The sequence below is a fragment of the Pseudomonas sp. C6002 genome, from assembly GCF_013385805.1.
Classification (GTDB): domain Bacteria; phylum Pseudomonadota; class Gammaproteobacteria; order Pseudomonadales; family Pseudomonadaceae; genus Aquipseudomonas.
The window spans coordinates 1-19,605 of record NZ_JACAPH010000027.1 but is presented as its reverse complement, the minus strand read 5'-3'; the positions used below and the strand labels follow the sequence as shown (position 1 = coordinate 19,605).

Genomic DNA, 19,605 nt, shown 5'->3' with positions numbered 1-19,605 from the left:
GCGACTCACTTGGGCTGCGCTTCCCGCCACGTCGCCTCGCAGCATTCGCGCATGGTCTCGCGCAGCCACTTATGGGCCGGGTCTTTGTCGAAGCGCGGGTGCCAGGCCTGGGTCAGCACCAGGGTCGGCAGGGAGATCGGCAGGGTGAAGGCTCGCAACGGCAGCTTCAGGCGATTGGCGCTGTAGAGCGCTTCCTTGGGCACCGGCAGGATCAGGTCGGAGTCCGGCAGCATGAACATCGCGCCGTGAAACCCCGGGGCGATCATCGCGACTCGGCGTTCCAGCCCCTGGGCGTTGAGGGCGGTGTCGATGGGCCCCCGGGCAATGCCGCGGCGGGAGATGCTGATATGGGAATAGCTGGCAAACCGTTCGGCGGTGATTTCTCCATCGAACAACGGGTGCCCTTCCCGTGCCAGGCCGACGAAGGTGGTGGTGAACAGGTTCTGCACCTTCACTTCCGGGGTGATCGGCATGGTGTTGCCCACCCGCAGGTCGAGACGGCCTTCACGCAGGGCCTCGTCATCGGTGTCGCCTTCCGGCACGAAGCGCAGTTCGCACAGCGGTGCCATGCGTTCCATGGTGTCGAACAGCCGACCGCCATACACTCCGACAAAAAAGTCATTGGCCCGCACGCTGAAGCGCCGGCGCAGGGTGCGCAGGTCCACTTCGTCCGCCGAGCGGAACAGCAGCGCCGCCTGTTCCACCACGCTGCGCACCTGGCCTTGCAACTCCAGGGCCTTGGGCGTCGGTACCAGGCCGCGACCGGCGCGCACCAGGATCGGATCGCCCACTGCCTCGCGGATGCGCGTGAGGGTGCGACTCATGGCGGCCGGGCTCAGGTTCATCCGCCGCGCGGCACCTACCACACTGCCCTCGTCCAGCAAGGCGTCGAGGGCGACCAGCAGGTTCATGTCCGGTAATTGCATGCCAAGCACTCGTGATGGGTTGGGAGTGAACTTGGCGCAATCGTAGCAGACTGTGGTGAGGGAGCTTGCTCCCGCTGGGCTGCGAAGCAGCCCCAAAATTTGCAATCGAGACTTTTCTGAAAGAACGCGGTGATGTTATTGGGGCCGCTTCGCGGCCCAGCGGGAGCAAGCTCCCTCGCCACAGGGTTGGTGTTTCAGTCAGCGTTGCATGCCCCAGCGCTTCACGGTGACCCGCTCCAGGGTGTCGAACACCAGGTTCTCCACCAGCAGCCCGATCAGGATCACCACCGCCAGGCCGGCAAACACTTTGTCGGTGTACAGTTCGTTGCGGTTCTGGAAGATGTACCAACCCAAACCGCCTTTGCCGCTGGTAGCACCGAACACCAACTCGGCAGCGATCAGCGTGCGCCAGGCGAACGCCCAGCCGATTTTCAACCCGGCGAGAATCGACGGCAGCGCAGCCGGGATCAGGATGAACAACACGAAGCGCATACCCTTGAGGCCATAATTTCGACCGGCCATGCGCAGGGTTTCGGAGACACCGAGGAACCCTGAATAGGTGTTGAGCGCCAGCGCCCACAACACTGAATGCACCAGCACGAAGATCAGGCTGTTCTGCCCCAGGCCAAACCACAACAGCGCCAGCGGCAGCAGGGCAATCGCCGGCAACGGGTTGAACATCGAGGTCAGGGTGCTCAGCAGGTCACGCCCCAGTTGGGTCGACACCGCAAGCGTGGTCAGGGCAAACGCCAGCACAATGCCGATCAGGTAACCCTTGATCAGCACCACCAGCGAGATGCTGACCTTGCTCAACAACTCGCCACTGGCCATGCCGTCGTAGAACGCGCTCAGTGTCTGCAGGAAGCTCGGCAGCAGCAGGTCATTGTTCTGATAACGGGCAGCCGCTTCCCAGAGGATCGCAAGCACGATCAGGATCAGGCTTTTACGCAGCCAGCCTTGTTGCCACAGGCGCTGGCGCCACGGCAACTCGCGCTCTACGCGAACACCGGGCAACGGTTCGAGAGTGATTTCATATTCCTGGCGCATGGTGCAAACCCTTCAATAAGCGATGCGGATATCGGCGAAACCCAGTTCGGTTTCCGCCTCGGGCGCTTCATCAAACAACAGCCGATGAATGCGCCGCGCCGAAGCCTGGAACTCCACACCGCCGAGGCTGTGCAGGTCGTATTGATGGCTGTGGATTTCCGCCCGCACCCGCCCCGGGTGCGGCGACAGCAACAGGATGCGGTTGCCCACCACCAGCGCTTCCTCGATGGAGTGGGTGACGAACAGCAGGGTGAAACGCACCTCTTCCCAGAGCAGCAATAGTTCTTCCTGCATCTTGCGCCGGGTCAGGGCGTCGAGGGCGGCGAAGGGTTCATCCATCAGCAGGATTTTCGGCTGCATGGCCAACGCCCGGGCGATTGCCACGCGGGCTTTCATGCCGCCGGACAGGGTGTGCGGGTAGGCATCGGCAAAGGCCGTAAGGCCGACTTTTTCCAGGTAGTACAGCGCGCGCTCTTCGGCCTCGCGACGCTTGAGGGTTTTGGACGCCAGCAGCGGGAACATGACGTTCTGCTTGACGGTTTTCCACGGCGGCAGTTGGTCGAACTCCTGGAACACCACGATACGGTCCGGCCCTGGCTGCTCGACTTTTTGCCCGAGCAGACGGATCTCGCCCTCACACGGCTTGATAAAGCCGGCGATGGATTTCAACAGTGTGGATTTGCCGCAGCCCGAAGGCCCCAGCAATACAAAGCGGTCTGCCGGATCGATCGCGAAGCTGACCTGGTGAGTGGCCCGCACCACCCGTTCGGGCGTGCGGTATTCAAGGCTGACTTTATCCACCGAAAGCAGTGCTTCGGTGGTGGTCGGGTTGCTGGCCGTGTGGCCTTGCAAGGGCGCGTTCATGTCAGCTCCCTTGCAGCGGCTTGGCGTCCTGGAAGAAGTAATCCTTCCACGATTCGGGTTTGTTTTTGATCGCGCCGACGCGGTAGAGGAATTCCGCCAGCGGGTAGGTGTTTTTCGGTGTGACGCTGAATTCGAACTGCGGGTTTTCGATGATTTTCAGCAGCTCGGCGCGGTCGATCTTGGCCTTGGTCACGCGGATGTAGGTATCGGCTGCGGCACCTTTGTCGTTCTGGGCGAACTGCGCCGCTTCGGTCAGTGCCTCGACGAACGCCTTGTAGGTTTTCGGGTTGTCGTTGCGGAATTTCTCGGTGGCGAACAGCACGGTCGGCGAGTTAGGCCCGAGGATGTCATAGGAGTTGAGCACCACATGCACGTTCGGGTTGGTCAGGGCCTGCTCCTGGAACGGCGGGTTGGAGAAGTGCCCGGTCAGCTCGGTGCCACCGGCAATCAGCGCAGCCGTGGCATCCGGGTGCGGGACGGCGACGGTGTACTTGTCGAGGCGATTGAATTCCTTGTCGCCCCATTGCTTGGCGGCAGCGTATTGCAGGAAGCGCGACTGCACGGAAACGCCCACTGCCGGTACGGCAATGCGGTCTTTTTCGGTGAAGTCGGCAATGGTCTTGACCTTGGGATTGTTGCTCACCAGGTAGTAGGGGAAGTTGCCCAGGGAGGCGACGGCTTTCACGTTCTGCTTGCCGTGGGTGCGGTCCCAGATAGTCAGCAGCGGGCCAACGCCGGCCCCGGCGATGTCGATGGAACCGGAGAGCAGCGCATCATTGACGGCTGCGCCGCCGGACAATTGTGTCCAGTCGACCTTGATGTCGATGCCTTCCTGCTTGCCGTATTTTTCGATCAGGTTCTGGTCGCGCACCACGTTGAGCAACAGGTAGACGATGCCAAACTGCTCGGCGATGCGAATCTCGCCTTCGGCCTGGGCGGCGGCAGGCGCCACAAGACTGCCGGCCAGCAGGCTGACGCCCAGGCCAACCGTCGCGGCCAGGCGCGCAAATGGGGTTTTCTTGGACATGGTCATGCTCCGGGTCAGAAAGGCGCGTCGCCCTGGATGGTGGTGCGGTACAGCTTGCGCCGCAGGTGGCTGGGGCAGCCGGCCGCCAGGTGGATCAGCGAGCGGTTGTCCCAGAACACCATGTCGTGGGGCTGCCACTGATGGCGGTAGATGTTTTCCGGCAGCACGCTGTGGGCGTACAGCTGGGCCAGCAGGTCGCGGCTTTCATCCTCAGGCAGGCCGACGATACGGGTGGTGAAGCCCTCGCTGACGAACAGCGCCTTGCGGCCGTTTTCCGGGTGGGTGCGCACAATCGGGTGTACCACTTGCGCCACTTGAGCGAGTTGCTCGGGCGTGAGGGTCGGGCGCCAATTGCCTTCGAATTTGGTTTCGCTGTAGCGTGCGGTGTAGGAATGCGCGGCGCTGCGGCCTTCGACCGCCTTGCGCAAGGGCTCGGGCAGGTTGTCCCAGGCTTTATGCATGTCGGCGAACAATGTGTCGCCACCCTCGGACGGCAGCTCCTGGGCATGGAGCATCGAGCCCAGGCTCGGCAGCTCCTTATAGGAGAGGTCCGAGTGCCAGAACTTGCCGGCGTCTCCCAGGCCGATGGATTGGCCGTTTTCGATGATGTTGGAGACGATCAGGATTTCCGGGTGGTTGGCCAGCAGGAATTGTTTGAGCACATGGATTTGCAGCACGCCGAAACGGCGGCTGAAGGCGATCTGTTGCTCGGGGGTGATACGTTGGTCGCGGAAGACCACGACGTGATGGTCCAGATGCGCGCGGTGAATGCGTGCGAAGTCCTGGTCGCTGAACGGGCGGGCCAGGTCCAGGCCTATGATTTCGGCGCCGACGCTGCCGGGAAATGGACGGATCTCGAAGGTTTGTGTGGTGTCGGTCGCTGTTGGAACAGTAGAGGTGGCAGACATGAGTTCACTCCCGTGCAGTCAGGAGAGTGACTTTATAGTCATAAGAACCGCATTTTAAATACCGTTAGTGAATATCGATATGCAGCAATACCGCTGTTGGCCCGACTCCCGGGAATAAAATGTGCACGACGGACCTTTAGCCTGTAAGACCTGACAAATGGGAGCTGTGGGCCCGAAGAACACGCTGTTGAGTCGCTTACAAGCCGAAACCTTGCCCGTTTGACAAGCTTGTGGACAATCTCTAGTGTGCATTGGATCCAATTAGCCACCTCACCTTGAAAAGGAGGATAGCGTAGTCGTGACGCAGAAGCCGAACCCTTTGAGCAGCATCCAGATCAGCGGGCCTATCCCCGCCCATCTCGCCCGCTCCGTGATTGAAGAAACATTGCGCAACGCCATCCTGGATGGCCGCTTGCCCTGTGGCACCGCCATGCGTCAACAGGAGCTGGCCAGCTTGTTCGGGGTCAGCCGGATGCCGGTGCGCGAGGCATTGCGTCAACTGGAAGCCCAATCGCTGCTGCATGTGGTCACCCACAAAGGCGCGGTGGTGGCGCCACTGATCGAGGACCACTCGGCGGAAACCTACGCCCTGCGCATACTCCTCGAATCCGAAGCGCTGCGCTTGTCGATTCCCCTGCTCACGCCCGATGACATCACCCAGGCTGGCGCCTTTATCGACGCGCTGGAACGGGAAAGCGACTACACCGAAATCGGCCGCCTCAACCGCCTGTTCCACATGGCGCTATATGGCAAGGCGGGCAATCAGCGGTTGCTCAAGCTGGTTGAACACGGCTTGAACGAAGAGGAACGTTTCCTGCGCTTCAACCTCGAGGCCATGGGCCTGGGCAAGACGTCCCAGGAAGATCACCGCGAACTGCTCGACCTCGTGGCGCAAAAGAAGGTCGACGAAAGCATCCTGACCCTGCGTAACCACCTTACCCGCGGCATGGAGGTGATTACGGGTTACCTCAAAACTCTTGAAGAGACTGAACAGAACGCTGCGCTGTAAATTCCGCGTGGAACTGAAACGCCTCCCTCGACCACAAAGCGCTGCAAAGTGACGCTGGCCGACGGAGGCCAGCGCACCACCATTACTCCCGTTAAACCATTAAGCCCAAAGAAAACTTCACACACTCCGCAGAGCGATCCAACTACCGCAATATTCCAACTCGAAAAACTTATAAAACTAAAAACACCTGAATACTTAATCAGATTATTACCAACACTCCAATTCTCCCAATCGACAGCGTGAATCCATGCTCGGTGCGTCACTGCGCGTGGCGTTCCTTTAAATAAAGCCTTGGTATTTTGTCACAGCATGCTGCTCGCCAGTAACAGTGTCAGCCTCGTACAGGGCTGCCTGTTATCAAGGCACCCGCGCATCCGTGAAAACCAATGTTTATTTGTCGCTAAAGCACAACGCTTTTATCAGGGAAGAGACAACGACTTATAGGCATCAACATGTTCCAGCACTCACACCTGCTTAAACAAAAAAAGCAGAAGTTACATCTCCATCCAATATTCAAACAAATAAATACTCTTCCAAAGTTGCAGTACTTTATGGAAAACCACGTATTCGCCGTGTGGGACTTCATGACACTCACCAAACGCCTGCAACATGACCTCACCGGTATGCGCCTGCCCTGGTTACCGCCAACGGACCCGCAAGCGGCTCGCCTGATCAATGAGATCGTATTGGGCGAAGAGTCGGACGCGTATCCCGGCCATGGGCACGGCAGCCACTTCGAGTTGTACCTGGAAGCCATGCGTGAAGTCGGCGCGAGCACGGCGAACATCGAGCGGTTCGTCAGCCTGCAGCGTGACGGCAACGATGCAGAAACGGCCCTGCAAAAAATCGATATCCACCCGTCCGTGGCCCGGTTCGTCAGAAGTACCCTGCAGGTTGCCCTGGACGCCCCGACGCACTGCGTGGCGGCTGCCTTTCTCCACGGGCGCGAGAGCGTCATCCCGGCGATGTTCAAGCGCATCCTGGAGGAGTGCGAGGTGCTCCATCGCCAGGCGCCCACCTTCTGCTACTACCTCAAGCGCCACATGGAGATCGACGCCCAGGAGCATGGACCGGCGGCAACGCAATTGCTGCAACGCCTTACCCTCGGCGACCCAAGCCGCGAGCAGCAAGCCGACAGTTGCGCCCTCGGCGCCGTGGAAAGCCGCCTGGCCTTATGGGATGGGTTGCATAGGTGCCTGCCGGAGATGAGCGCATGAACCCTGCCGACTACCGCTCATTTGCCGACGACTGGGAGCGCCGCGCGACCATCCGCACACGCCCGCGGCGGCGGCTGGAAAACGATCAGAAACTGATCTACCCCCTGAGCCGACAGCCCCTGGTGCTGAGCGCGACCTTTATCGACCAATGCCCGCAGTGCCGTGATGTTGTCTTGCTGCAGACGTTCTACAAGTTCATCAACGACGTGGTGATCTTTGAAACCGAGATCGTCGACAAGACCGCCCGCAGCATCGCCAAGAATCGCTTTTCGGTGCCCTTCCCGCTTGCCTGTCGCTACGACGCCATGACCGTGGTGGTGGACGAGGATTACCACGCCCTCGTCGCCCTCGATTTCATGCAACAGACCATCGAGATGACCGGGATCCCACCCCTTGAACTACCCGCGCAAATCGAGCTGAGCCGCGCCTTGCCTGCCGCACTGGCGCTGGCGCCCGAACACCTGCGCGATGCCGTGGAACTGATTGCCGTGGCCATCGCCGAGAACACCGTGACCCATGACGTGGCAGCGTTTTCCAAGGACGACAGTGTCAAGCAGTCCATCCGTGGGTTGATGGCCGACCACCTGTTTGACGAGGGCCGCCACGCGCTTTTCTGGACGCGCCTGGTGCGTATTTATTGGCAGTCTGCAGACGCCGCGGACCGCGACTGTATCGCCCGGATCCTGCCGGTTTTTCTCCAGCATTACCTGACCCACGACCTGCAGAAAAACTTCGACCTGCACTTGATCGAGCACCTGGATGTCAGTGACGGCACGCGCTCTGCGCTGCGCACTGAAGTGCAGGCGATGGGCTTTCCCATTACCCGCCAGCACCCGTTGATCGGCAATATCATGGGCTTCCTGAACCACAGCGGCCTGCTGCAAACGCCGAGTGTGGTTGGGGCGCTGGATGCCTTTCTTGCGGCGCCAGGAGGGCACCCATGAGGCACCTGAAGATTGGGCTGGCGGGCTTCAGCGCGGCGCTGAATGAACTGGGTGAGACATTGGCGCAATACGGTCATGGGGTGGTGCGAGCACAGGATGTCACCCACCTAGTAGACCTGCTGATTGATGACGGTAGCGAGGAGGTTCCGCCCGGCGTGACGTGCACAGCCTTGATGAGCCTGCGCGTGGGTATGGGAGCGTTGACCGACTGTGGATTGCCGGCCCTGCAGCTCAGGTGTTACGCCCACTCACGGCGACTCCTGACAACCCTGGAGGTTGCCGGAGAAGCCTGTGGCAATGGTCAACGGCTGCGTCAACACGCAGTACGCAGCCTGGTGGAGTGGGTAGCCCAACAGGTGAGTGGGTTCTCCCGGGACCCGGGCTATTTCTCGCAGGCGGCCGTCGCCTCTGATGATCCGGAACACGGCCTGCAAGCGCTCGCATCCCTGGCGTACCTGCATCGTTTTAACCTGACGGCCGATTTGGCTCTGCAGCAGCAAGCCCAGGTACCCCTGATCGAACGATTGGAAAACAGTCTGCAAACCTTCGCCGACCGGCCAGCGTTGAACATTGCCGGCAGCGGGCTGACTTACCGACAGTTGCATCGCCAGAGCCTGGCTATCCAGCACCGTCTGCGACCTCTGCTTGGGCCCCACGACACACCGCCGGTAATCGGCGTCTGCCTGGGCAAATCCCTGGAGCTGTACGCCAGCATTCTCGCGGTACTCGCCTGCGGTGCGGTGTACCTGCCCCTGGAGCCGGGCCACCCGCTGCAACGCCAGCAAGCGATGCTGGAAAACGCCGGCGTCTCGGTGCTGCTGGATGATGGCAAACATCCACTGCGGGACGGGTTTTGTGCATTGGATGTGAGTGCCGTCGACACTCCCGACACCTCGCTGCCAATGCGCCAGCGCCCCGCCATGGACGACCCTTGCATGGTGTTCCACACCTCGGGCACTACCGGCCACCCCAAGGGCGTGCTGCTCAGCCAGCACAACCTGGCCCATTTCAGCGCCTGGTTCGGGGGTCATGTGCAGCTGAGCGAACACAGCCGGGTCTTGCAGTTTTCGCCCTTGAGTTTTGACTCGTCCCTGATCGATATCTTCCCGAGCCTGATCGCGGGCGCCGAGCTGATCGTGCCCAGTGAGGACCAGCGACGCGACCCGCAGCAACTGGTGGAGTTGATCCGACAACAGCGCGTCACCCACGCCTTCCTGCCGCCGGCGCTGCTGAGCATCCTGCCGCTGGATCAACCCCTGGGCCTGGCGCACCTGATGACCGGAGGCGACGTGTGCGAGCCCTATGTCATCGAGCAGTTGGCAGGCCAGTGCCGCCTGCACAATTTCTACGGGCCCACCGAAGCCACCGTGCTGGTGACCAGCCACACGTTGCAGCCGGGCGACAGCAATCGCAACCTCGGCACGCCCATCGCCAACAGCCAGGTACTGATCCTCGACGAGCACCTGCAACCGGTGGATGAGCAGGTGTTGGGCGAACTGTACATCGCCGGTCCCGGCGTCAGCCTGGGTTACCTCAACCAGCCGCGTCAGACCGCCGAGCATTTCGTCCCCCTGGAGTTGCCCGACGGCCAGACCTTGCGGGCCTACCGCACAGGCGACCTGGCGAAGTGGACCGCTGCCGGCATCGAGTTGGCCGGGCGCCGGGATCAGCAGGTGAAGATCCGTGGGTTCCGGGTCGAACCGCAAGAGATCGAACATTGCCTGCGCAGCAGTCAGCTGTTTCGCCAAGTGGCGGTGGTGATTGACCGTGAGCGGCGAATCCTGGCTTTTGTTGCTCAGCCCGAAACACAAGACGCCCTGCCTGCACTGACGCAGCATGCCCGGCAAACACTGCCGGACTATTTGCGCCCAACCCTGTGCACGGAACTTGCGAGCATGCCGTGCACCCCCAACGGAAAGGTCGACCGCCAGGCATTGCTGGCGTTACCGACTCCAACGCTGCCGGCCATCATTCACGGCGAACCGCACACGCCCATGCAAGTGCAGTTGCTCAACCTGTGGAGCGAGTTGCTGGGCATGCCGGTCACGCAGCTGTCGGCCGACGAGAGCTTCTTCAATCTTGGCGGCCATTCCATCCTGCTGTCGACGATGCTGCTGCGTATCCGCGAGCAGTTCGGGCGCAGCCTATCCCTAAGTCGGTTTTTTGAAACCCCCACGGTTCGTACCCTCGCTACGCTGATGGGGGACGACGCACCACCCGAAGCACCGACCGGCCAGGCTACCCGGGATGCGCTGCGTGAGCTGCATGTGCAGACATTGCCGGCTGAACAGGCGGGCGAACGTCGCCGGGTGATCGTGACCGGGGCCAACAGTTTTCTCGGGGTGCATATCGTCGAGGCACTGTTGGCCGAGGGTGCACTTGAAGTGGCGTGCCTGGTGCGCGAACGGCCCGGACATTCGGCGACCGCGAGGTTTGCCGAGGCCCTGCGAGAGTACCGTCTGGAACACCTGGACCTGAGCCGGGTGCAGGTGTATGCCGCCGACATCAGCCAGCCGCGTCTTGGCCTGTCGAGTGAGGTGTATGACTACCTCGCCGGGGAGTTCGGCGTGTTGGTGCACAACGCCGCCCACGTCAATCATGTGATGGATTACGCCACCCTGGCCAAGGACAACGTCGAACCGGTGCTGGAATGCCTGCGCCTGTGTGAAACCCGGTGCAAGAAGGTCTTCAATTTTATCTCGACGCTGTCTGCCGCCAGCACTATCGACGCACATGGCCAGGTACTCGAAAACCCCGCCGCGGCCACCCCGCCGCTCTACATCCAGAATGGCTACAACCTGTCCAAATGGGTTGCCGAACGCTTGCTGGGACGCGCCGCAGCGCAAGGTGCCTGGGTCAATATCCATCGCCCGGGGAACATCAGCTTCAACAGCCGCAGCGGAGTCTGCGAGCCACAGAAGAATCGCCTGATGTTGATGCTCAAAGGTTCACTCCAACTGGGCCTGGTGCCGCACCTTGAGTTGAATTTCGACCTGATGCCGGTGGACTTTCTCGCCCGGTTTATTGCGTTCCACAGCAGCCGCTGCCGTGCTGGAGGGACGGTGTTCAACCTGCATAACCCGCAGCCCCTGAGCTGGGAAACCTACGTCGACGCCTTTCGCCAGGCAGGCCACGCATTCGAGCTGGTGAGCGTGGCTCACTGGCAACGTCACCTGCACACAGTGGACAGCCGCAATGCGCTGTTCGGCGTACTGGGCTTCTACCTCAACGGGGTGGGCGAGGACATCGGCGATACCTCGATGATCCGCCATGACAACGCACGACGCGGCGTCGAGCAGATGGGCGGACGCTACCCCGAAAAAAATCCGGCGCTGTTACGCAAGGGCTGCGAGTACCTGCGCAGCACCGGTTTCCTGTGACCAGGCTCTCAATTGAAGGAAGACCTTATGAAACCCGATACGTTGATTCGCAACCCTTGCGCCAAACCTGTGGTGTCCTCAGTTGTGGTTGCCTGTGATGCCGCCGGTGCGTGGGCGGTGGTCGGTGACTTTGGCGGATTTGATCGATTCATCCCCGCCTTGTCCCACATCGAAATCACTGGTGCGGGCGCGGGATCGCTGCGCAAGAAGTTCTTCCACGATGGACACCTGGTGGTGGAGCAACTCAACAGCCGCGACGAGCAGGCCATGCGCATGACCTGGACCACGATCTACAACACCTTGGGCGTAGCACGGTTGTGGGCCGCCATGGATGTCGAACCGTTGGGAGCAGGATCCTCACGGGTGACCTGGACGATCATCGCCGAGCCGGTTGAACCTGGCGTGGAGGGATTTGAGCCGTTTGTGCAGGCATTCGCCGACGGTGCGCTGGCGAATGTGCGAGCGATGTTTGGCTAAAGGAGACAGGAGCGAGCAGGCTCGCTCCTGTGTGTTCATCGATCAGATTTTGAAACTGTCGACCAACTGCTTCAGGCGGTTGGCCTGTTGAGACAAGGCGTCGCAATCCTTCAAGGTTTCGTTGAGGTTGGCCACGCCCTGCTGGTTCAGCAGGTTGATCTGGTTGATGTCGACGTTGAGGGTTTCCACCACGGCGGTCTGTTCCTCGGTGGCGGCCGCTACCGACTGGTTCATCCCGTCGATCTCGACGATCCGTTGCGTCACGCTGACCAGGCGCTCACCGGCCTGGTTGGCGACCTCGACGCTTTCTTCGCTGGAGGTCTGGCTGGCGTTCATCGTGGTCACGGCCTCACGCGAGCCAATCTGCAGCGAGGTGATCATTTTGTGGATCTCTTCTGCCGACTCCTGGGTGCGGTGCGCCAGGTTGCGTACTTCATCCGCCACCACGGCAAACCCACGCCCGGCCTCACCGGCACGTGCCGCTTCAATCGCGGCGTTGAGGGCCAACAGGTTGGTTTGCTGGGAGATGCCTTTGATCACGTCCAGGATGTGGCCGATGTTGTCGGTGCTGGCGTTCAGGGTTTCAATCTGCGTGCAGGACAGGCTGATTTTTTGCGAAAGCTCCGACATCGCCAGGATGGTTTTCTCAACCACCTTGCGCCCATCATCGGCCTGCTCACTGGCACCGCTGGCGTGTTGCGAAGCATCAGCAGCGTTGCGCGCGATTTCCTGCGTGGCGGCCCCCAGTTCGTTGATCGCTGCGGCCACGCTGTTGGTGCGCGCGCTTTGTTCGTCGGAACCGATGATCGACGCGTTGGACGAGGCCATTACTCGCTGGGACAGGTCGTGCACCTGGCGCGTCGCCGAGGAAACTTCGGAAATTGACGCGTGAATACGCTCGACGAATTGGTTGAAGGCACTGCCCAAGTCACCGAACTCGTCCTTGCTTTCCACTGTCAGGCGGCGGGTGAGGTCACCCTCGCCCTGGGCGATGTCCTGCATGGCGCGGCCCATGGTGGTCAGCGGGCGCATCAAGACCTGGATCAGGACGCTCAGGAACACGGCAATGGCGGCAACCGCAATGAACATGGCGATCAATGCCGAGGTACGGAACTTACCCAGCGGTGCGTAGGCTTTGTCTTTGTCGATCGACAGGCCGATGTACCAGTCGGCATTCGGCAACCCGCTGATAGGGGTGAAGGACAAAATCCGTTCCTGGCCATTCAAGACCACTTCCTGGCTGAGCTTCTCGATGCGCACGTTGGTGCCGGGATAGATGTCCTTGAGGTTCTTCATCACCTGGTCCTGGTCCGGGCTGACAATCACCTGACCATCACCGCTGACCAGGAATGCATGGCCGATGCCGCCGAAATCCACCGAGTTGATGATCTTCACCAGGGTTTGCAGGCTCAGGTCACCGCCGACCACGCCAAGCAGTTCGCCATTCTTTTTCACCGGCATCGCGATGGTCACGATCAGCCCGCCTACCGCAGCCATGTAGGGCGGTGTAAGCATGGTCTTGTCGGCTGCGACAGCTTGCTTGTACCAGGGACGCTGACGCGGATCGTAGCCATCGGGCATTTTGGCGTCGGGACGCTGGGTGAACACGCCGTTGGTGGAACCGACGTAGGTGAACTGGAAGTTGGAGGTAAATGCCGACTGGTCGACCAACCCCGGAAGATCGGCAGAGCTGCCTTGATGGGCCACGTTTTGCGCGAGGCTTTCCAGTACCAGCACCCGCCCGCTGAGCCAATTCTGCACGCTGCTGGCGGTGAGTTCACCGGATTGCTGAATGGACGACTCCAGGTTTTGCCGGATGGTATTGCGCTGCAAGTAGTCGTTGTAGAACGTGAATAACGCGAAGGCCAGAACCACTACGCCTGACGCGGCCAACAGAATTTTATGACTGAACTTGAGATTCATTTCATTGACTTCTTTTTGCCAAAAGGGGGTGAGCGTGCCGGATGCAACATTCCATGTAACGGTATAGGCAGACTCTGCGACTGCTCTATTTCGGTGCACGCATGGCTCGTCAGGCTTTCGGCCAAGGCAGGATAAATCTTAGGAATTTGTGAGAAGCATCTGCTTTTAATGTCAGAAACCGACCAGTGGTAGCGCTCTAACGTCAGGAGTTGCAAAATTTTTCAGGCTTGCCGACAATGCGACTAATTATCATTTGTGACGCTTTGCCAGGCCGTGTGAATGCCCTCATCCGAGTACGCAGTACAGACGCTTTACAGCAACCATCATGGCTGGCTGAACACTTGGCTGCGCAGCCGACTGGGTAACGCAGCGGATGCGGCGGACCTGGCCCAGGACACGTTCGTGCGGCTGCTGCAAAAAACCGAACGTTTCGAACTCAAGGCCCCTCGCGCTTTCCTGCGCACTATCGCGCGGGGCCTGGTGATCGATCATTGGCGTCGCGAAGAAATCGAGCGCGCCTACCTGGAGTCCATCGCGCATTTGCCCGAAGCCTTGGCGCCGAGTGCTGAAGAACGTGCGTTGATTCTGGAATTGCTGGAGTCCATCGCCCGGCTTCTGGACGGACTCAAGCCCAAGGTACGCAAGGCGTTTCTACTGGCTCAATGCGACGGCCTGACTTACAAGCAGATTGCGCAGCAGATGGGTGTATCACTGCGTTCGGTGGAGCGCTATGTCGCCGAGGCGCTTTATCACTGTTATGTGCTGCGGTATGAGGCATGACCTCGATGGATAACACAGCGCGCGCAGGAATCGACCCGCAGGTGGTCAAGCAGGCCATCAGCTGGATGCTGCGTCTGCGTAACAATCGCGCCAATGTCCGCCTGAAGGCGCAGTGCGAGCACTGGCGCGAGGCTCATCATGAACACGAGTTGGCCTGGCAACGCGTGCAGGCACTGCAGCATGAATTAAGCAGCCAGTTGGCGGCGATTCCCGGGGCCCATGTGGCGCTGGAGAACAGTGCCCAGCGCCTTGGGCGCCGGCAGGCATTGAAGGTATTGTCCGGCGTGCTGTTGATGGGTTCAGCGGCCTGGGTCAGCCGAGACCTCACCGGCTGGCAGCGTTGGACCTCTGACCTGGCTACCACCACTGGCGAACGCCGTAGCGTGCAACTACCGAATGGCACGCGCCTGCAGCTCAATACCGATAGCGCAGTGGACCTCGACTTCAACCCGCAACAACGCTTGATCACATTGGTGCGTGGGGAAATCCTGGTGACCTGCGGCGCCACGGCGACCGCCCCCCTGCTGGTTCGCACCCGCCATGGTTTGTTCGAAGGAATAGACGGGCGATTTGTGGTGCGCCAGGACAGCGATTGCACACGCCTGAGCGTCGCGTCAGGCAACGTGGCGATTCATTCACCGCATACCGCCGACGGGCTTTTTACTCAAGTGCATGCAGGAGAAAGCTACCTGGTGCGTCAGAATGCGGCCGCTCTGGCACCGCCTTCGGATATGGATACAGGGGCCTGGGCCGACGGATTGATCGTCACCCGCAACATGCGTCTTGCCGATTTCCTGGCGGAGGTGGGGCGCTATCGCCATGGTTATCTGGGCTGCTCGAGCGATATCGCAGATTTGCGCTTGTCTGGTGTTTTTCGCCTGGAGGACACCGAGAAACTATTGGCGATCCTTCCGCAGACGCTGCCTGTGCGCCTGCGCTATCGCACCCGCTGGTGGGTGAGCCTGGAGCGTCAGGCCTGATTATTTTTGGCGTGCCTGATTTATTTTTGGCGGCTTTTTTCCGTGAGTCCGGCTTAGACAGTAAGCAATTCAATCTGCCTTCAGCGACCTCTACGGATCTCGATAATGACTGTGCGTTTTTTCAGCAACTCTCCCTCTTCCTACCCTTTGCTCGGCAAAGCCGTACGCGCAGCATTGCTGTCGACCACGATGGGCATCGGCTTGCTGCCAGTGGCCGGTGTCGCGGCTGATAGCGGGGTCGAACGTATCAGCCAGCGCTATGACATCCCGGCAGGCGCGCTGAACGATGTGCTCAATCAGTTTGCCCGTCAGGCAGGCATCACCCTTTCCAGCACGCCTGCGCAGACTCAGGGCCGCCAGTCTCCCGGACTGCACGGGGAGTACTCGGCCGAACAGGGCCTGAGCCAATTGCTCAACGGCTCAGGCTTGCAGGCGCAGGCCCAGGACGACGTGAGTTTCGTGTTGCAGGTCCAGCCCGAGAGCGAGGCGCTGACCTTGCCGACCACCGACATCAAAGGCTTCGCCCTGGGTAATGCCCTGGGCAGCATGGAAGGCTACAACGCGACCCACAGCCAGATCGCCACCAAGACCAGTACCGCGCTGCTGGAAACGTCTCAGACGGTTTCAGTGGTGACCCGCGAGCAGATGGACGACCAAGGCTCGCAAACCGTTGCCCAGGCCATGCGTTACACCCCTGGCGTGCTGACCAACCCTTATGGCGCCACTCACCGCTATGACTATGTGGCGATGCGTGGTTTCAACGACGGTTCGGTGGATAACATCTACCTGGACGGTTTGAAATCCATGGGTGACAGCGGAACCTACAGCACCATGCAGGTGGACCCGTATTTCCTCGAGCGCGTAGATATCCTCAAAGGACCGTCATCGGTGCTCTACGGGCGCAGCTCGCCGGGTGGGCTGGTGGCGTTGACCAGCAAGAAGCCATTGTTTGAGCCATACCATCAGGTCCAGGCCACGATAGGTTCCCAAGGGCAGCGAGGCATGGGTTTCGACTTCAGCGGCCCGGTGGATGACGACAAGCGCATTGCTTACCGACTGACCGGGCTTGCAGACAAGTCCGACACGCAATTCGACCATGCCAAGGAAAAACGCTACGCGCTGGCACCCACCTTGAGCATCGACTTTACCGATGACACGTCCCTCACACTCCAGGCTTACCTGCAGCATGACCCCGACGGTGGCTACCACGGGGGCATGCCGGCAGATGGCGCGTTGCACCAGCGCAACGGCCAGCGGATCTCCAATCACTTCTTCGAAGGCGAGCCGGGCATTGATGGGTACAAGCGTGATCAACAGTCGTTCGGCTATCAGTTCGAGCATCGCTTCAATGATGTTTTCACGGCGCGGCAGAACTTTCGGTATCTGGACTCCAAGGTCCGGCTGGACCAGGTGTATGCCTATGGCTGGACCACGCCCACCAGTAATGAGCTGAATCGCTACTACTCAGGCGGTGACGAAAAGCTGCATGCGTTCATCATCGACAACATGCTGCAGGCTGAATTTTTTACCGGCGCGACCAAGCATACGGTGTTGATGGGGGCGGACTATCAGCGGCGCAAAACCGTCGTGGACTGGAGCAGCGGCTCTCTTGCGCCAATCAATGCGTTCAACCCGGTGTATGGCAATTCCGAGATCAGCTATTACAGCCCAACCAGTTATCTGCGCCGGCTCGAGCAGACCGGCGTTTACCTGCAAGACCTGATTGAGATGGACAAGTGGCGGTTCTCCCTCGGGCTGCGTCAGGACTGGGTTGAGACCTCCGATGAAAATCGCATTGCCGAAGCGGGACGACCGCTGGGCACAGAGATCAGTGATAAACGTACCAAACTGACCGGCCGGGCCGGAGCGCTCTACTTGTTTGATAACGGTCTCGCGCCCTACGTCAGCTATTCCGAATCCTTCAACCCGAACTCCTATTCGGACAGTGCCGGCAATCCCCTTGCACCTACCGACGGCACCCAGTGGGAAGTCGGCTTGAAGTATCAGCCGCCGGGTACCGACAATTTGTTCACGGCCTCGCTGTTCCGCATCGACCAGGAAAGCCTGGCGACCAAACTGCCGCAGGAAAACTTCTATCGCGCGGTCGGCGCTGTGCGCTCCCAGGGCCTGGAGCTGGAGGCGCATATGCAGTTGACCGACCATCTCAAATTGTTGGGCAGCTATACCTTCACCGATATCGAGTATTCGAAGTCGATGGTCAGCACGCTGAGTACTGCGGACAACGTGATCGAGAACAAGGGGAACTCGCCGACGCAGGCGCCGCGTCATATGGCGTCGGTATGGGCAGACTACAAGTTCGATAGCGGCGCACTGGATGGCCTGCGACTCGGTGGTGGTGTTCGTTATGTCGGCTACAGCTGGGCAGATGCGGAGAACACCATGAAGGTGCCCGCCTACACGCTGTTTGATGCCTCGATGGGTTATGACCTTGGCAAGGTTGGACTGAAGGGTGTGGATGTACGCCTGAATGCCAACAACCTGACGAACGAGTCGTACGTGGCGTCGTGTGCCAGTTTGAACTTCTGCTACCTGGGTGAAGAGCGCAACGTCAGTGCGACGGTGAGCTACCAGTTCTGATCCCTCTCGATTCATACAAAGCCAGTTCCTGATTCCAGGCGCTGGCTTTGTCGTCTTTGCAGGAAATTTTTATGCGCGCATTGCTGGTTTTACTTCATCGCTACATCGGGTTGGCAACGGCGTTGTTTCTGATGATGGCGGGACTCACGGGCAGCCTTCTGGCGTTTAACCATGAGTTGGATGAATGGCTCAATCCCGGCTTTTATGGAGCAACGGCCAAAGGTTCGGCATTGCCGCCAGGTGAACTGGTGGACACGTTGCAGGGGCAGCATCCCAAACTGCAAGTCTGGTACATGGAGTATCCACAAGAGGCCGGTCATACCGCGATGCTGGCGGCAGTTGCGAGAAACGATCCGGCGACGGGCAAACCCTTTGAGGAGCCCAACCAGGTCTTTTACCTGGATCCGGTCAGCGGCGAAGAAATGGGCCGGCGTGTTTGGGGGGCTTGCTGCTTTCAGCGCGAGAACTTCATTCCGTTCATTCTGGAATTTCACTACAACCTGACACTGCCGGGTAATTGGGGTTTGTGGCTGATGGGACTGGTGGCGATCGCATGGGTGTTCGATTGTTTTATCGCGCTGTGGCTGACCCTGCCGAGAGGTAAACCGTTCTGGAAGAAGTGGTCCACGGCGTGGAAGATCAAGGGCGGCCACGCTTACCGGCTGAACTTCGACCTGCATCGTGCAGGCGGGTTATGGCTTTGGCTGTTGTTGCTGCCGATTGCAGTCAGCAGCGTCGCGATGAATTTGCCGAGCCAGGTGTTCAAGCCTGCTGTCTCGCTGTTCTCACCGGTTGAGCCTAGCGTCTATGAGGCCCGTGGCGGGTTACCCGCCGAGCAATTGGGCGTGACACAACTGAGTTATCAACAGGCCTATGAGCGGGCGCTGGAGGAAGGCAAGCGGCTGGGACTGACGGCGGTGATTGGAGAGCTTTACTACAGCTTTGAGTACAACTTTTATGGGGCGGGTTTTGGACAACATGATACCGAGGCCCATGGGAAATCCTGGTTGTTTTTCCACGGGACGGATGGGCGTTTACTGGGGCAGGAAATAGCAGGGCAAGGTACGTTGGGAGAGCGCTTTTATCGGCTGCAACTGCCGATCCATGGGGGCAGGATCATCGGGGTGGCGGGTCAGGTGCTGATTGCGCTGCTGGGAGCTGTGATCGCGATGTTGTCTGCTACCGGGATCTATATATGGTGGCGCAAGTTAATGGCCAGGCGAAGCAGCAAGGCACGCAAAGGGTGAGTCGATTCCAGTTGTTTGCCCAGCCCTTAAACGACAAAACCCCTGTCTGCGCTAGCAGACAGGGGTTTCGGAATTCAATCTTGACGATGACCTACTCTCACATGGGGAAACCCCACACTACCATCGGCGATGCATCGTTTCACTGCTGAGTTCGGGATGGGATCAGGTGGTTCCAATGCTCTATGGTCGTCAAGAAATTCTGTGTACCAGACCGTTGCGTTCGCAACGTGCTGGTGAAAATCATGGACTTCTACATAAACAAAACCCCTGACTGCATA

Annotated in this window: 15 protein-coding genes and 1 rRNA gene; 9 read left to right on the top strand and 7 right to left on the bottom strand. The window is 59.9% G+C overall.

Going from position 1 to position 19,605, the window contains the following annotated elements; genetic code table 11:
• Window positions 1–5: 5 nt before the first annotated feature.
• The 5 genes from HX817_RS17335 to HX817_RS17315 form a co-directional block, all read right to left on the bottom strand.
• Window positions 6–926, bottom strand: coding sequence for a LysR family transcriptional regulator (locus HX817_RS17335; RefSeq protein ID WP_177040678.1), 921 nt, complete (start codon window positions 924–926; stop codon window positions 6–8).
• A 198-nt stretch (window positions 927–1,124) separates the two neighbouring features.
• Complete coding sequence (locus HX817_RS17330) at window positions 1,125–1,973, bottom strand: ABC transporter permease (protein ID WP_003218225.1); 849 nt, start codon at window positions 1,971–1,973, stop codon at window positions 1,125–1,127.
• 12 nt (window positions 1,974–1,985) lie between these two features.
• On the bottom strand, window positions 1,986–2,837 hold the full coding sequence (locus HX817_RS17325) for an ABC transporter ATP-binding protein (RefSeq protein WP_102605411.1): 852 nt from the start codon (window positions 2,835–2,837) through the stop codon (window positions 1,986–1,988).
• Between the two features lies 1 nt (window position 2,838).
• Complete coding sequence (locus HX817_RS17320; RefSeq protein ID WP_003218229.1) at window positions 2,839–3,864, bottom strand: ABC transporter substrate-binding protein; 1,026 nt, start codon at window positions 3,862–3,864, stop codon at window positions 2,839–2,841.
• A gap of 14 nt (window positions 3,865–3,878) precedes the next feature.
• Window positions 3,879–4,772, bottom strand: a complete 894-nt coding sequence (locus tag HX817_RS17315) for a TauD/TfdA family dioxygenase (RefSeq protein WP_177040676.1) — start codon at window positions 4,770–4,772, stop codon at window positions 3,879–3,881.
• A gap of 298 nt (window positions 4,773–5,070) precedes the next feature.
• Here HX817_RS17315 and HX817_RS17310 point away from each other — a divergent pair, with 298 nt between their 5' ends.
• From HX817_RS17310 to HX817_RS17290, 5 genes are all read left to right on the top strand, one after another.
• Complete coding sequence (locus HX817_RS17310; RefSeq protein ID WP_177040674.1) at window positions 5,071–5,781, top strand: GntR family transcriptional regulator; 711 nt, start codon at window positions 5,071–5,073, stop codon at window positions 5,779–5,781.
• 452 nt (window positions 5,782–6,233) lie between these two features.
• A complete protein-coding gene (locus HX817_RS17305; protein WP_177037323.1) occupies window positions 6,234–6,998 on the top strand; it encodes a DUF3050 domain-containing protein in 765 nt (254 codons plus the stop codon).
• Window positions 6,995–7,942 (top strand): diiron oxygenase, encoded by a 948-nt coding sequence (locus HX817_RS17300; RefSeq protein WP_177040672.1) that lies wholly within the window; start codon window positions 6,995–6,997, stop codon window positions 7,940–7,942. The genes HX817_RS17305 and HX817_RS17300 overlap by 4 nt, the downstream gene beginning before the upstream one ends.
• Window positions 7,939–11,322 carry an amino acid adenylation domain-containing protein gene (locus tag HX817_RS17295; protein WP_177040670.1) on the top strand — a complete coding sequence of 1,128 codons (3,384 nt, stop codon included), beginning with the start codon at window positions 7,939–7,941 and terminating at the stop codon, window positions 11,320–11,322. Before HX817_RS17300 ends, HX817_RS17295 begins: the two co-directional genes overlap by 4 nt.
• 27 nt (window positions 11,323–11,349) lie before the next feature.
• The gene (locus tag HX817_RS17290; RefSeq protein WP_177037318.1) at window positions 11,350–11,799 is read left to right on the top strand and encodes an SRPBCC family protein; all 450 of its coding nucleotides are present in this window, start codon (window positions 11,350–11,352) and stop codon (window positions 11,797–11,799) included.
• Between the two features lie 42 nt (window positions 11,800–11,841).
• On the opposite strand, the gene HX817_RS17285 is transcribed toward HX817_RS17290, so the two are convergent.
• Complete coding sequence (locus tag HX817_RS17285) at window positions 11,842–13,722, bottom strand: methyl-accepting chemotaxis protein (protein WP_003218243.1); 1,881 nt, start codon at window positions 13,720–13,722, stop codon at window positions 11,842–11,844.
• Between the two features lie 279 nt (window positions 13,723–14,001).
• Between HX817_RS17285 and HX817_RS17280 the strand changes: the two genes are divergently transcribed.
• The 4 genes from HX817_RS17280 (at window position 14,002) to HX817_RS17265 (ending at window position 19,327) form a co-directional block, all read left to right on the top strand.
• Window positions 14,002–14,502, top strand: a complete 501-nt coding sequence (locus HX817_RS17280; RefSeq protein WP_008433614.1) for a sigma-70 family RNA polymerase sigma factor — start codon at window positions 14,002–14,004, stop codon at window positions 14,500–14,502.
• Window positions 14,499–15,482 carry a FecR domain-containing protein gene (locus tag HX817_RS17275; RefSeq protein ID WP_177040668.1) on the top strand — a complete coding sequence of 328 codons (984 nt, stop codon included), beginning with the start codon at window positions 14,499–14,501 and terminating at the stop codon, window positions 15,480–15,482. Before HX817_RS17280 ends, HX817_RS17275 begins: the two co-directional genes overlap by 4 nt.
• 105 nt (window positions 15,483–15,587) lie before the next feature.
• A complete protein-coding gene (locus HX817_RS17270) occupies window positions 15,588–18,080 on the top strand; it encodes a TonB-dependent siderophore receptor (protein ID WP_177040666.1) in 2,493 nt (830 codons plus the stop codon).
• A 71-nt stretch (window positions 18,081–18,151) separates the two neighbouring features.
• Window positions 18,152–19,327, top strand: a complete 1,176-nt coding sequence (locus HX817_RS17265) for a PepSY domain-containing protein (RefSeq protein WP_177040664.1) — start codon at window positions 18,152–18,154, stop codon at window positions 19,325–19,327.
• Window positions 19,328–19,405: 78 nt separating this feature from the next.
• Here the strand turns inward: HX817_RS17265 and rrf are convergent.
• Window positions 19,406–19,521: ribosomal RNA gene (gene rrf / locus HX817_RS17260) — 5S ribosomal RNA — on the bottom strand.
• Window positions 19,522–19,605: the final 84 nt, after the last annotated feature.